This window comes from Variovorax atrisoli 110B (assembly GCF_000382045.1).
Classification (GTDB): domain Bacteria; phylum Pseudomonadota; class Gammaproteobacteria; order Burkholderiales; family Burkholderiaceae_C; genus Variovorax; species Variovorax atrisoli.
Window position 1 is genome coordinate 394791 of record NZ_KB907451.1, and the last position, 12489, is coordinate 407279.

The following is a 12489-nucleotide window of genomic DNA, read 5'->3' on the forward strand; positions in this document are numbered from 1 at the left end:
TACGAGCCCGAGCCATTGACGAGGAACGCCGCGCTTGACTCCCCAACGCCACTCCCGGAACCAGCGGACGCCCGCCCTGCGGTCGTTGTGCGCTAGTGTTTTGATAGCTTCCCAGGTGCTGCTGCCGGTGCCCGCGCTCGCGCAGATCCAGCAGGTGCTGCCCGGCATGGGCGACGGCGGCGAGATGACCGCCAGCGCCGAGCGCCACCTGGGCGACCAGATCGCCCGCGAGCTGTACCGCGACACCGACTACATCGACGACCCGGTGATCGCCGCCTACGTGCAGGACATCTGGCAGCGCCTGCTGGCCGCCGCCCGCGCGCGCGGCGAGCTCACGCCCGAGCTCGACGAGCGCTTCGCCTGGACGATCCTGCTGGGCCGCGACCGCAACATCAACGCCTTCGCGCTGCCGGGCGGCTATCTCGGGCTCAACCTCGGGCTGGTGGCCGTGGTCGGCAGCCGCGACGAGCTGGCCACGGTGCTCGGGCACGAGCTCTCGCACGTCACGCAGCGCCACATCTCGCGGATCATGACCCGGCAGGGCCGGCAGATGCCGCTGATGATCGCTGGCCTGATTCTCGGGATGATCGCGGCCGGCAAGAGCCGCAATGCCGACGCCGGCCAGGCCATGATCATGGGCAGCCAGGCGATGTTCGCGCAGAACCAGCTCAACTTCTCGCGCGACATGGAACGCGAGGCCGACCGCATCGGCTTCGGCGTGATGACGCAGGCCGGCTTCGCGCCGCAGGGCGCGGCGACGATGTTCGAGAAGCTGCAGTACGCCTCGCGCCTCAACGACAACGGCTCCTACCCCTACCTGCGCAGCCACCCGCTGACCACGGAGCGCATCTCCGACATGCAGGGCCGCTTCCAGTTCAACATGGACACGGTGCCGCCGCAGCCGCTGGCCATGGACCACGCGATGATCGCCGCACGCGCCCGCGTGCTGACGCGCCCGGGCGTCGACGTGCTGCGGCTCTGGATCGACTCTGCCTCCAGCGGCGAATTCGCCAAGAGCTCACCGGCCCAGCAGGCCGGCACGCTGTACGCGGCGGCGCTGTCGGCGAAGGAAATCCGCGACTACAAGGCCGCGCGCGCACTGGCCGAGCGCCTGACCGTCCGCGTGGCCGACGACCCTGCAGCGGCCAGGCAGGCGCGCTGGCTCAGCGCCGAGATCGAGCTTGCCGCCGGCGCGGCGCCCAAGGCTGCAGCCCTGCTCGATGCGAAGTCGAAGGATCGGCCCGAGATGCTGCTCGCCGCCGAGGCCGCCGCCGCCATGCGCCAGCCGGCACCGATGATCCAGGTGCTGCGCGACTGGGTGGCCACCAATCCGCGCGACGCGACCGCATGGCGCACGCTCAGCAGCCTCTATGGCGCGCAGAACGACACGCTGCGCGCGGTGCGTGCCGACGCGGAGGCGAACGTGGCGATCCTCGACTACCCGGCGGCGCGTGACCGCTTCAAGGCGGCGCAGGAGATCATCCGCCAGTCGAAGGTGGTCGACCACTACGAGGCGTCGATCATCGACACCCGCGCCCGCGCGGTCGATGTGCTGGTGAAGGAGCAGGCGGCGGAGCCGCCGCTCAAGTAGCAGCAGCCGGCGGGCGCGCTCAGCGCCTGGAGAGCAGCCCGCCCAGCGCCGACTCGATCAGCAGCCCCAGCAGCGAGTACAGCAGCGAGCCGATCAGCGCGGCCAGGAAGCCGTTGACGTGGAAGCCGCCCAGCAGGCCCGAGGCGGCCCAGAAGAGCAGCGCGTTGATGATGAAGAGGAAGAGCCCGAGCGTGACGATGGTGACGGGCAGGGTCAGGATCACCAGCACCGGCCGCACGACCATGTTGAGCAGGCCGATCACCGCGGCCGCGATGAGCGCGGAGCCGAAGCTGTTGACCTGGACGCCGCTGTAGAGGTATGCGACCGCCAGCAGCGCCACGGCGCTGAGCAGCCATTTGAGGATGATGCGCATGGGGGCAGGATACCCCAGGGCCCGCAAAAGACAACGAGCCCCGGCACCTTTCGGCGCCGGGGCTCGCAGGGAATCGAGCTTCAGTCCTGCGGCCTTATTCGGCCAGTTCGTTCGCCAGCACGAGCAGTGCGCCCATGCCCATCACCGCGCCAGGGAAGGCCCAGCCCGACTGCTGAGGCGGCGTCTGGTCCGGCGTCACCGGCTCCAGGTCGACGCCAACCTTCGGGCGGCGCGCATCGACCACGTGAGTGGCCGAATGCTCGCGCTTGAGCTGCGCGGTGAGCTCGGCCAGCGGGCCCTTGGCCAGCACCGGCGTCACCTGGCCGCCATTGCGCTCCAGCAGCGGCGTCATCTGCGCCTGCACCTTGCTGAACCACTTGGCGCGCCAGTTCTCGCGCGCGCTGTGGCTCACCCACTTGCTGATGCGATGCGTCATTCGCGGAGCGCAGGCCACGAGCACCCAATGGCGCGCCACGACGCTGTTCGCGTCCGGCGCCAGTTCGGCGAACTGCTCGCAGGCGTAGGTGGCGTCGTCGACGTAAAGAATGATCTTTTCCATGGCGTGCTCCTTCAGGTAGTTAGAGTGACAGAGACAGTGTTGGTCAGGAAGTTCGTGGCGGGGCCGCGGTCGCCGGCGTTCAGCCGGTCGTCACCGCCGGTTCCTCGTGCTTGTTGCGGGCATGGCGCGCGGCCACCCACTTGCCGACCACCAGCACCAGCAGTGCACCGATGACGCCGGCTGCGTACTTGATCACGTCGGTCTGCGGCACCTTCGGCACCCAGGTCCAGGCGGCGGTGTTGGCGAGCGCCGGGTCGGAGACGGCCATCGTGCCGGCGATCCAGCCCAGCAGCATGCCGCCGGCCGTGATGATCATCGGGAAGCGGTCCATCAGCTTGATGACCAGTTGGCTGCCCCAGACGATGATCGGGATGCTCACGAGCAGGCCGAATATCACGAGCGGCATCTGGTGGCTGTCGCCGGCGCCTTGTGCGGCGCCCGCGATGGCGATCACGTTGTCGACGCTCATCACGAGGTCGGCGACGATCACGGTCTTGACGGCACCCCACAGCTTGTCGCTGCCGGTGATGTTGCCGTGCCCGTCGTCATGCTCGGGAGCCAGCAGCTTGATGCCGATCCACACCAGAAGGATCGCGCCCACCAGTTTCAGGAACGGGATCGCCAGCAGGGTCAGCGCGAAGAAGATCAGGATCACGCGCAGCGCGATCGCGCCCGCGGTACCCCACAGGATGCCTTGCGTGCGCTGGGCCGGCGGGAGTTTGCGGCAGGCCAGCGCGATCACCACGGCGTTGTCGCCGCCCAGCAGGATGTCGATCATGATGATCTGACCGACTGCGACCCAGAACTCCGGGGTCATGAACATTTCCATAGGTTTCCTCTTTGTCTGCGCGCCCCTGCCTCTCCCTTCAGGGGCGACGACGGAAGGCGCATGGCTATGCGTTTCGATTCATCCCGTGCAGGGCGAGTCGAAAGCGAGGAATGAAGGCCGGGGGACACCGGGGACTTGCGAACGCTTCGACCAAACCTGCACAGGTTCAAATCGAAGGTCTTGCTCGACAGCGCGCGCAAGAACCCGCGCGTACGTTGCCCGACAGGCCGGAAGTGTTTTGCTTCGTATTGACGACCTGACGATTCGCGCTACCGTGGCCGGCAGCGGTCGGGAGCTACTCCCCTTCGTGCGGCGGATTAGAGCATCGAAGCTCTTGGCGGCGCAATCGAAAGTTTTCAGGAATTCAAAGAGAACGGCTTTGGAATGCCCATGGATAAAGGGTTTGAAGCTCTTCTTTTCATAGCGACCATGTCCCTTCGACGCTTCGGGACATTGCCGGACTATGATCGCCGTCCGCTGCTTTTTCACGCTCCATGGCCGCCATACACATCACCGACATCGAGGCCGCCATCAACTACTGGCGCGAGAAGACGCCGTCGCCCGACGGCGTCACGCTGGGCCCTGAATTGCGGGCGCTGGCCGAGGTCTACGCGCTCATGGTCTTCCATCACGAGGACGAGGTCGACGAGGTCGGCTTTCCGGCCAAGGCCTGGGCCGCCTGGATGGCCTGGTACGACAGCACGCCCGACACCCCCTGCATCGCGATCTGCTCCACCAGCCAGGGCGACGACGAATGCAAGGGCTGCGGCCGAACCTTCGACGAAGTGCAGTTCTGGCCCGGCATGTCGCCCGTCGAGAAGCGCGCCACATGGCGCCGCATCACGATGGAAGACTCGGCCTGGCGCTTCAACCGCTATGCCGAGCGCGCACGCGAGGCCGAACGCGAGCCATCGTCGCCGCCGCCATCGGCCGACGAGCCCGAGTTCGATCCCGACGACGAGAAGAACTGGGCCCCCTGACCATGCGCCGTCTTGCGCAAGCGCCCAACCTCGCGATCGCGACCGTGTGGGCGCACGCCTTGCGCGAGGAGGGCGTGGCCGCCACCGTGCAGCGCGAGTTCCTCGGCGCGGTGATGGGCCAGCTGCCGCCCGACCAGTGCCTGCCCGAGATCTGGATCGACGACGAGAGCCAGTTCGATCTCGCCAAACGTCTGCTGCACGAACTGCAGCACCGCCCGCAGCGCAGCTGGCGCTGCGTGTGCGGCGAGCAGATCGAAGGCGGCTTCGAGCAGTGCTGGCAGTGCGGCCAGATGATGCCGGCCGTCTAGAAACAACGAGCATGGCGCCTTCGCGAAACATCGCGGAGCCGGCTTCGCCGGGCCGCAGGTGTTGCCCCCGGTAGGGAGTTGGCGAAGCGCACGAAGTGCGCGCAGCCTAAGGGCGAGCCCTATTTCCAGCGCAGCAGTTCGATGTCGACGCTGTTGGCGCCGTCGCCCAGCGTCAGCGTGTTCTCCTGGATCGTCGCCTGCAGCTGCATGCTGCGCTGCGCCAGCGCGGCCAAGGCCTGCGAGGCGCTGGTCGGCACGCGGTACACCTTGAGGTTCTGCGGCCGCGTGAGCTTGTTCTCGATGCCGCGCCACCAGATCTCGGCCGCGTGGTTGAAGGCGTAGACGATCACCTCGTCGGCCTTGTTGCAGGCCTTGATGATGGGCTTGTCTTCAGGCTGTCCGACCTCGATCCAGAGCTTGACCTCGCCCGTGAAGTCGCGAAGCCACACGTCGGGTTCCTCGACGTTCGACAGGCCGGCGCCGAAGGCCAGCGTGCCGTCGCCGTTGCACACGTCCTGCAGCTGGTGCGCGTTGAGCGCGAGCGCCACGAGCCTGATCATCATCCGCTCGTCGGTCTCGCTGGGGTGGCGCGCCAGGGTCAGCGCGTGGTCGGCGTAGTAGCCGTGGTCGATGTCGGCCACCGCGAGGGTGGCCTTGAAGATGGTGGATTTGAGGGCCATGGGTGCGCGAGTTTAGGCGGCAGGCGCCCCGGGGATGCGAAAGAAACAGCCGCCCGAGGGCGGCTGTCGGCGTGAAGGCGCGAACGCCTCCTAGATCCGGCTGGCGAGCTCCGCGGCCTTGCCCACGTAGCTGGCCGGCGTCATGGCCAGCAGGCGGGCCTTCTCGGCCTCGGGGATGTCCAGCGAGCGGATCAGCCCGTGCAGCGCCTCGGCCGTCACGGTCTTGCCGCGGGTCACTTCCTTGAGCTGCTCGTAGGCGCCCTGCACGCCGAAGCGGCGCATCACCGTCTGGATCGGCTCGGCCAGCACTTCCCACGAGGCGTCGAGGTCGGCGGCCAGCGCCTCGTCGTTGAGCTCGAGCTTGCCCAGGCCGGTGGCCAGGCTCGCGTAGGCCAGCGTGGCGTAGCCGAAGCCCACGCCGATGTTGCGCAGCACCGTGCTGTCGGTCAGGTCGCGCTGCCAGCGGCTGATGGGCAGCTTCTCGCTTAGGTGGCGCAGCACCGCGTTGGCCAGGCCCAGGTTGCCTTCGGCGTTCTCGAAGTCGATCGGGTTGACCTTGTGCGGCATCGTCGAGGAGCCGATCTCGCCCTTCTTCAGTCGCTGCTTGAAGTAGCCCAGGCTCACGTAGCCCCAGATGTCGCGCGAGAAGTCGATCAGGATGGTGTTGGCGCGCGCCACCGCGTCGAACAGCTCGGCCATGTAGTCGTGCGGCTCGATCTGGATGCTGTAGGGCTGGAAGCTCAGGCCCAGGCCCAGCGGTGCGGGCGTCTCGACGACCTTGCGGCTGAAGGCTTCCCAGTCGAAGTCGGGCCAGGCGGCCAGGTGGGCGTTGTAGTTGCCGACAGCGCCGTTCATCTTGCCCAGCAGCTTCACCGTGGCGATCTGCTCGCGCGCCTTCGACAGGCGCACCGCCACGTTGGCGATCTCCTTGCCGACCGTGGTCGGGCTGGCGGTCTGGCCATGCGTGCGCGAGAGCATCGACACGCCGGCGAACTGGTGCGCCATCTCGCGCAGCTTGGCGATCAGGCCGTCGAGGGCCGGCAGCACCACCTTGTCGCGCGCAGCCTGGATCTGCAGGGCATGGCTGGTGTTGTTGATGTCCTCGCTGGTGCAGGCGAAGTGCACGAACTCGGCGGCTGCGAGCAGTTCGGGACGGGCCTCGAACTTCGACTTGATCCAGTACTCGACCGCCTTCACGTCGTGGTTGGTGGTCTTCTCGATCTCCTTGATGGCCAGCGCGTCGGCCTCGGAGAAGTGGGTGACCAGGCCCATCAGGTACTTGCGCGCGCCGCCGGTCAGCGGCTTGAATTCGGCGAAACCGCAGTCGGACAGCGCAATGAACCACGCCACCTCGACTTGCACGCGCCGGTGCATATAGCCCTGCTCGCTCATCAGCGGACGCAGCGCCGCGAGTTTGGCCGCGTAGCGGCCGTCAAGGGGGGAAAGGGCGGAAACGGTGGAAAAGCTCATGCCTCAATTTTAGGCGGGCGCCGCGCGAAGGGCCCGGGGGAGCGCTTCCGGGGCGTTTGGGGAGACGATCCGCAGGGGATCGGGCCTCTGGTTTTCCCGTTCACCTAAAATGACTATTACCAAACGTCATCAATGCATAGGGAGAGAGCCTTCATGAAACTGATCGGATCCGCCGCCAGCCCCTACGTGCGCAAGGTGCGCGTGGTGCTGGCCGAGAAGCGGCTCGATTACCAGTTCGTGATCGAAGACGTCTGGGCTGCCGACACCACCATCTCCAGCTCCAACCCGCTGGGCAAGGTCCCCTGCCTGATCATGGAAGGCGGCGAGGCGATGTTCGATTCCCGCGTGATCGTCGAGTACCTGGACACCCTGTCGCCCGTGGGCAAGCTGATTCCGCAGCAGGGCCGCGAGCGCGCCGAGGTCAAGACCTGGGAGGCGCTGGCCGACGGCGTCATGGACGCCGGCGTGCTCTGGCGCCTGGAAGCCACCTGGTCCGGCCGCGCCGACGGCGAGCGCAGCGCCGCCTGGATCGAGCGCCAGCGCGCCAAGGTCGAGGGTGGGATCTCAGCCATGGCCAAGGGCCTGGGCGACAAGCCCTTCTGCAGCGGCATCCACCTGAGCCTGTCGGACATCGCCGTGGGCTGCACGCTGGGCTGGCTGGACTTGCGCTTCCCCGAGATCGACTGGCGCAAGGACAACGCCAACCTCGCGAAGCTGTTCGACAAGCTGATGCTGCGTCCGAGCTTCATCGACACCAAGCCCTGAGCGGGCGTCGGCGAAACGCAAGAAAAAGGAAGGCGCCCCAGGGCGCCTTTTTCTTTGTCCTTCAAGGCCTGCGCAGCGTGTACTGCACCACGTCGATGTTCGCCTGCGAGAACGCCGCCTCGCAGTAGGCGAGATAGAACTCCCAGATGCGCATGAAGCGCTCGTCGAAGCCCAGCTGCAGCACGCTTGCGCGCCGGGCCAGGAAGCTCTCGCGCCAGCGGCGCAGCGTTTCGGCGTAGTCGGCGCCGAAGCCGAACTCGTCCACCACCTCCAGTCCCGCCGCCTCCGCTTCCAGCCGGAACTCGCGCGGACAGGGCAGGCAGCCGCCCGGGAAGATGTACTGCTGGATGAAGTCGGTCGAGCCGATGTAGCGGTCGAAGAGCGCGTCGTCGATCACGATGCTCTGCACGCAGGCGCGGCCGCCCGGCTTGAGCAGGCGGGCCAGGGCGCGGAAGTACTCCGGCCAGTAGGCGCGGCCCACGGCTTCCACCATCTCGATGGAGCAGATCGCGTCGAAGGGGGCGTCGTCGATGTCGCGGTAGTCCTGCAGCCGCAGGTCGGCGGCGAGCCCGGCGGTGCGCTGCCGGGCGTAGGTGAGCTGCTCGGTCGACAGGGTCACGCCCGTCACCGAGGCGCCGATGTCGAAGGCAGCCATCTCGGCCAGCGCGCCCCAGCCGCAGCCGATCTCCAGCACCCGGTCGCCGGGCTTCGCGTGCACCGCCTCGAGCGCGCGGCGAACCTTCGCGCGCTGCGCCTCCGGCATGGGCTTCGACAGGTCGCCCTCGAACCAGGCCGACGAGTAGTTCATCGTCTCGTCGAGCCACAGCGCGTAGAACGCATTGCCCAGGTCGTAGTGCGCGTGGATGTTGCGCGAGCTGCCGGCCTTGCTGTTGCGGTTCAGCAGGTGCCGCAGGCGGTAGAGCAGGCGCCCGGCCCAGCTGCCGTACACCACGTCTTCGATGGCGCGGCGGTTGGCGATGAAAAGCCGGAGGAGCTCGGTGAGGTCGGGCGTGCTCCAGTCGCCTGCGATGTAGCTTTCGGCGAAGCCGATGTCGCCCGACTTGAGCGCAGCCTTGCAGACGTTCCAGTTGCGCAGCGTGATCGAGGCCGAGGGGCCCGAGCCGGCCGCGGCGCCGAAGTGCCGCAGCGAATCGTCAGGCAGCCTCACCGTGAGCGAGCCGCAGGACAGCCGCTGGAGCAGGCCGAGCACCGTGCGGGCCGCGGCGGGCGGGGTCCGGGATCGTCCGAAGGAGGGGGAGGGAGCGGTGCGCGCGAATCCCGGCAGGGGCATGGCGTCCGCGCAGGACATGCCGGGAGCTTCGCAGTGGGTTCGTCCAAGAACCGGATGGAGGTCGTCGTTTTCGGCCATGACCCGATTACGCGCAGCGGCGCAAACCGGATTCAGGGAGAACGATCGGGAGGGGCCCATCGGACCTGGGTTCGCGTGCGGCGCGACCCGGTCCGGCCCGAATACAAAAATGCTGCGAGGCGCCCCGACGCGAAGGAGGGAGGGAGGGAGGAGGAGAAGAATCGCCTCGGGATTTCGACCAGACGGCAAGCGCCCGGAAGACCTCGCAACATGAAAACCGCGGGGCAGCGACTCGAAAGTCAGTCACTGCCCACGCGATTTAGGAGCGCGGTATCGGCGGCACGGTTCCCGTCCGGTTTGTAAACGTTTGTTCCCGGTGGGGCAGCACGGAAATCGACCGGTCGGTAAAAGTTGCCGACGGTCAGTTCGGTCCGAGCTGCTTCTCGATGACGTTCACGAACCCGTTCTCGTCCGGCGCCGTCATGCTCGACCACGCCTGCACGACCTTGCCGTCGCGCCCGATCAGGTACTTGTAGAAATTCCACTTCGGCGTGGTTCCCGAGGCCTGCGCCAGCTGCCTGAACAGCGGATTCGCGTCCGTGCCGCGCACCGACGACTTCGCGAACATCGGGAATTTCACGCCGAAGGTGCTTTCGCAGAATTCGGCGATCTCCTTGTTGGAGCCCGACTCCTGGGCGAAATCGTTCGACGGGAAGCCCAGGACCACCAGGCCGCGGGAGCGGTACTTCATGTCCAGCGCTTCCAGGCCCTTGTACTGGGGAGTGAAGCCGCAGAAGCTGGCCGTGTTGACCACGAGGACCACCTTGCCGGAGTACTGGCACAGGGATTGGGGTTTTTCGTCCTGCAGCCGCGGGAACGTGTGCTGAAGGATCACCGGGCATCCTGCGGGCTCCGCGGCGGCGGGCGCTGCAGGGGGGGTCTGGGCCTGCGCCGCAAGGGGCGAAACCAGGCTCGCCACGAGGGAAACCGCAGGGGCGCAGCGCCACAACATCGACAATCGGAAGGGGGTTCGCATGGCGGCTCCTGATTCAAAAATGGGAATGCGCATCCATGCTGCAAGGACGCGCGTATCCGCATCATCGCGCGTCTGTCATGGGCGCGCCAAACGGGCCGATTAAAATCGACGGCCTTAGAAAGATATAGATGCTCTATCCGGAACTCTTCAGACAACTCGAATCCGTCCGCTGGGACATGGACAAGGACATCCCGTGGCAGTCGTTCGACGCCTCCTTGCTGTCGGAAGAGCAGGCGCAGACCATCAAGATGAATGCCATCACCGAGTGGGCGGCACTGCCGGCCACCGAGATGTTCCTGCGCGACAACCGCCACGATAGCGATTTTTCCGCTTTCATGTCCATCTGGTTCTTCGAGGAGCAGAAGCATTCCCTCGTGCTGATGGAGTATCTGAAGCGCTTCAGCCCCAAGCACGCCCCCACCGAGGAAGAGCTGCACGAGGTGCGCTTCGACTTCGACCCGGCCCCGCCGCTCGAAACCCTCATGCTGCATTTCTGCGGCGAGATCCGGCTCAACCACTGGTACCGCCGTGCCGCCCAGTGGCACACCGAGCCGGTCATCAAGCACATCTACACCACGCTGAGCCAGGACGAAGCCCGCCACGGCGGCGCCTACCTGCGCTACATGAAGCGCGCGCTGGAGAAGTTCGGCGACGAGGCCCGTGCCGCCTTCACCAAGGTCGGCGTCCTGATGGCCAGCGCCCGCCGCACGGCGCAGGCCCTGCACCCGACCAACCTGCACGTCAGCAAGGCGCACTTCCCGCGCGACACCGTGCAAAGCCGCATGCCCGATCCCGACTGGCTGGAGCACTGGCTCGACAAGCAGATCAAGTTCGACGCCGTCTGGGAAACCAAGGTCGGCGAGCGCATCCTGCACAACCTGAGCCTGCTGATGAACCGCAGCTTCAAGACGGTGCAGGAGCTGAACCGCTACCGCAAGGAACTGGCAGCCACCCTCGGCCCCAAGCCCGAGTACCAGGGCGCGTAACTGTTGCTCGCCCCCGGGCTGCACGACATTTGGTGCCGCTTCGCCAACCCCCTACCGGGGGCGGCCGTGCGCGACGGCCCTCCCTAAAACTCCACCTGTTGGTGAGAGGGCGTCACAAACCGGGGACGCCAGCCGTCTAGCCCGCATGGACGACGCAACCCTCACCTTCGACCGCCACCGCCCTCGCCTGCAGGGCATCGCCTACCGCATGCTGGGTTCCGTGGCCGAGGCGGAAGAGGTCGTGCAGGACGCCTGGCTGCGCTGGCATGAAGCCGCCAGGGACACCCTCGACAGCTCCGAAGCCTGGCTTGTGACCGTGGTCACGCGCCTGTCGATCGACCGGCTGCGTGCCGCCAAGGTCCAGCGCGAGCACTACATCGGCGCCTGGATGCCCGAGCCCACGCTGACCGGCGAGCACGATTCGCCCGCCACGCCCGAACAGCTGCTCGAGCGCGCCGACAACATCTCCGTCGCCTTCCTCGCCGTGCTGGAACGCCTCGCGCCCGAGGCCCGCGCCGCCTTCCTGCTGCGCGAGGTGTTCGATGCCGACTACGACGAGATCGCCCTCACCCTCGGCAAGACCGAAGCCGCATGCCGCCAGCTCGTGCACCGCGCCAGGCTCCAGGTGCAGGAAGGGCGTCCGCGCTTCTCCGTGCCGCGCGAGACCCACGAGCGCCTGTTGCGCGCCTTCGCCGACGCCGCCTCGCGCGGCAGCCTGCAGGAGCTGAAGGCGCTGATGGCCGAGGACGTCGAGCTCATCGGCGACGGCGGCGGCAAGGTGCAGACCTTCAGCAAGATCCTGCGCGGCAGTCAGCGCCTCGCGCAGCTGTACTTCTCGCTGTGGCGCCGCCTGGGGCCGGCGGTGCGCATGGAGCTTGTCGACATCAACGGCGAGCCCGGCATGCTGCGCTTTCTCGACGGCGAGCTCGAATCGGCCCAGACCTTCGAGATCGAGAACGACCTCATCGTGCGCATCCGCGCGCAGCGCAACCCCGACAAGCTCGCACGCATCGCGCAGATCTATTCCTCGAAATAGTTCGCGCGGCTGTCACAGGGCGCCCGGCCCGCCCGTCTTCAGTGGGTAAGCAGATCGATTCCATCGCAACCCACTGGAGAAACCGAACCATGAACACCACCGCACGCCTGAACTGGTTCAAGCTGGTCCCGAAGTCCTTCGAGGCCATCCTCGGCGTCAACGCCACCATCGAGTCGAGCACGCTCGGCAAGGTGCTGGTCGACTACGTCTACGCCCGCGTCTCGCAGATCAACGACTGCGCCTACTGCCTCGACATGCACGTGCGCGACCTGCGCAAGCAGGGCGAGGAATGGCAGCGCATCAACAGCCTCGCCACCTGGCGCGAGGTGGGCTTCTTCAACGAGCGCGAGCGCGCGGCGCTGGCCTGGGCCGAATCGCTCACGCGGCTGGCCGACCGCTACGACGCGCGCGACGCCGAATTCGCGGCGCTCAAGGCCAACTTCAGCGACCTGGAGATTGCCGAGCTGTCGGTGGCGATCGCGCAGATCAACACCTGGAACCGCCTGAACGTCGCCAGCGGCATTCCGGTAGCGGTCAAGCCGCTGCTCTGACCACAAGGCGGAGGCG

At 67.0% G+C, this 12489-nt stretch carries 14 protein-coding genes; 7 read left to right on the top strand and 7 right to left on the bottom strand.

Annotated elements, in window-relative coordinates; genetic code table 11:
* Window positions 1–76 precede the first annotated feature (76 nt).
* On the top strand, window positions 77–1591 hold the full coding sequence (locus G369_RS0109900; protein WP_051127565.1) for a M48 family metalloprotease: 1515 nt from the start codon (window positions 77–79) through the stop codon (window positions 1589–1591).
* A 19-nt stretch (window positions 1592–1610) separates the two neighbouring features.
* Here the strand turns inward: G369_RS0109900 and G369_RS0109905 are convergent, their stop codons facing one another.
* The 3 genes from G369_RS0109905 to G369_RS0109915 form a co-directional block, all read right to left on the bottom strand.
* Window positions 1611–1964 carry a phage holin family protein gene (locus G369_RS0109905; RefSeq protein WP_019653843.1) on the bottom strand — a complete coding sequence of 118 codons (354 nt, stop codon included), beginning with the start codon at window positions 1962–1964 and terminating at the stop codon, window positions 1611–1613.
* A 94-nt stretch (window positions 1965–2058) separates the two neighbouring features.
* Window positions 2059–2523 carry a hypothetical protein gene (locus tag G369_RS0109910; protein ID WP_019653844.1) on the bottom strand — a complete coding sequence of 155 codons (465 nt, stop codon included), beginning with the start codon at window positions 2521–2523 and terminating at the stop codon, window positions 2059–2061.
* A gap of 79 nt (window positions 2524–2602) precedes the next feature.
* Window positions 2603–3352 carry a TerC family protein gene (locus G369_RS0109915; RefSeq protein WP_019653845.1) on the bottom strand — a complete coding sequence of 250 codons (750 nt, stop codon included), beginning with the start codon at window positions 3350–3352 and terminating at the stop codon, window positions 2603–2605.
* A gap of 494 nt (window positions 3353–3846) precedes the next feature.
* Here G369_RS0109915 and G369_RS0109920 point away from each other — a divergent pair, with 494 nt between their 5' ends.
* Both G369_RS0109920 and G369_RS0109925 read left to right on the top strand, forming a co-directional pair.
* Window positions 3847–4332, top strand: a complete 486-nt coding sequence (locus tag G369_RS0109920; RefSeq protein ID WP_026346302.1) for a DUF3717 domain-containing protein — start codon at window positions 3847–3849, stop codon at window positions 4330–4332.
* Window positions 4333–4334: 2 nt separating this feature from the next.
* A complete protein-coding gene (locus G369_RS0109925; protein ID WP_019653846.1) occupies window positions 4335–4640 on the top strand; it encodes a putative signal transducing protein in 306 nt (101 codons plus the stop codon).
* A 119-nt stretch (window positions 4641–4759) separates the two neighbouring features.
* Here G369_RS0109925 and G369_RS0109930 read toward each other — a convergent pair whose 3' ends face one another.
* Window positions 4760–5320: a YaeQ family protein gene (locus G369_RS0109930; RefSeq protein ID WP_019653847.1), complete on the bottom strand. Its 561-nt coding sequence runs from the start codon at window positions 5318–5320 to the stop codon at window positions 4760–4762.
* Between the two features lie 90 nt (window positions 5321–5410).
* Window positions 5411–6790 carry an adenylosuccinate lyase gene (gene purB / locus G369_RS0109935; RefSeq protein ID WP_019653848.1) on the bottom strand — a complete coding sequence of 460 codons (1380 nt, stop codon included), beginning with the start codon at window positions 6788–6790 and terminating at the stop codon, window positions 5411–5413.
* A gap of 153 nt (window positions 6791–6943) precedes the next feature.
* On the opposite strand from purB, the gene G369_RS0109940 reads away from it, so the two are divergent.
* Window positions 6944–7555 (top strand): glutathione S-transferase N-terminal domain-containing protein, encoded by a 612-nt coding sequence (locus tag G369_RS0109940; protein WP_019653849.1) that lies wholly within the window; start codon window positions 6944–6946, stop codon window positions 7553–7555.
* 61 nt (window positions 7556–7616) lie between these two features.
* Here G369_RS0109940 and G369_RS0109945 read toward each other — a convergent pair whose 3' ends face one another.
* On the bottom strand, window positions 7617–8864 hold the full coding sequence (locus G369_RS0109945) for a class I SAM-dependent methyltransferase (RefSeq protein WP_019653850.1): 1248 nt from the start codon (window positions 8862–8864) through the stop codon (window positions 7617–7619).
* Between the two features lie 421 nt (window positions 8865–9285).
* Window positions 9286–9900 carry a glutathione peroxidase gene (locus G369_RS0109950; protein ID WP_019653851.1) on the bottom strand — a complete coding sequence of 205 codons (615 nt, stop codon included), beginning with the start codon at window positions 9898–9900 and terminating at the stop codon, window positions 9286–9288.
* A 128-nt stretch (window positions 9901–10028) separates the two neighbouring features.
* On the opposite strand from G369_RS0109950, the gene G369_RS0109955 reads away from it, so the two are divergent.
* From G369_RS0109955 to G369_RS0109965, 3 genes are all read left to right on the top strand, one after another.
* Window positions 10029–10886: a ferritin family protein gene (locus tag G369_RS0109955; RefSeq protein WP_019653852.1), complete on the top strand. Its 858-nt coding sequence runs from the start codon at window positions 10029–10031 to the stop codon at window positions 10884–10886.
* A 145-nt stretch (window positions 10887–11031) separates the two neighbouring features.
* Complete coding sequence (locus G369_RS0109960; RefSeq protein WP_019653853.1) at window positions 11032–11922, top strand: RNA polymerase sigma-70 factor; 891 nt, start codon at window positions 11032–11034, stop codon at window positions 11920–11922.
* A gap of 89 nt (window positions 11923–12011) precedes the next feature.
* Entirely contained in the window at window positions 12012–12473 is a 462-nt protein-coding gene (locus G369_RS0109965; protein ID WP_019653854.1) for a carboxymuconolactone decarboxylase family protein, read from the top strand.
* Window positions 12474–12489 lie beyond the last annotated feature (16 nt).

Bases quoted from the DNA above. Each gene is read 5' to 3' on its own strand.
- G369_RS0109920 (WP_026346302.1), top strand. From the start codon at position 3,847: ATGGCCGCCATACACATCACCGACATCGAGGCCGCCATCAACTACTGG.
- G369_RS0109965 (WP_019653854.1), top strand. From the start codon at position 12,012: ATGAACACCACCGCACGCCTGAACTGGTTCAAGCTGGTCCCGAAGTCC.
- G369_RS0109945 (WP_019653850.1), bottom strand. From the start codon at position 8,864: ATGTCCTGCGCGGACGCCATGCCCCTGCCGGGATTCGCGCGCACCGCT.
- G369_RS0109910 (WP_019653844.1), bottom strand. From the start codon at position 2,523: ATGGAAAAGATCATTCTTTACGTCGACGACGCCACCTACGCCTGCGAG.
- G369_RS0109960 (WP_019653853.1), top strand. From the start codon at position 11,032: ATGGACGACGCAACCCTCACCTTCGACCGCCACCGCCCTCGCCTGCAG.
- G369_RS0109905 (WP_019653843.1), bottom strand. From the start codon at position 1,964: ATGCGCATCATCCTCAAATGGCTGCTCAGCGCCGTGGCGCTGCTGGCG.
- G369_RS0109950 (WP_019653851.1), bottom strand. From the start codon at position 9,900: ATGCGAACCCCCTTCCGATTGTCGATGTTGTGGCGCTGCGCCCCTGCG.
- G369_RS0109925 (WP_019653846.1), top strand. From the start codon at position 4,335: ATGCGCCGTCTTGCGCAAGCGCCCAACCTCGCGATCGCGACCGTGTGG.
- G369_RS0109930 (WP_019653847.1), bottom strand. From the start codon at position 5,320: ATGGCCCTCAAATCCACCATCTTCAAGGCCACCCTCGCGGTGGCCGAC.
- G369_RS0109915 (WP_019653845.1), bottom strand. From the start codon at position 3,352: ATGGAAATGTTCATGACCCCGGAGTTCTGGGTCGCAGTCGGTCAGATC.
- G369_RS0109940 (WP_019653849.1), top strand. From the start codon at position 6,944: ATGAAACTGATCGGATCCGCCGCCAGCCCCTACGTGCGCAAGGTGCGC.
- G369_RS0109955 (WP_019653852.1), top strand. From the start codon at position 10,029: ATGCTCTATCCGGAACTCTTCAGACAACTCGAATCCGTCCGCTGGGAC.
- purB (WP_019653848.1), bottom strand. From the start codon at position 6,790: ATGAGCTTTTCCACCGTTTCCGCCCTTTCCCCCCTTGACGGCCGCTAC.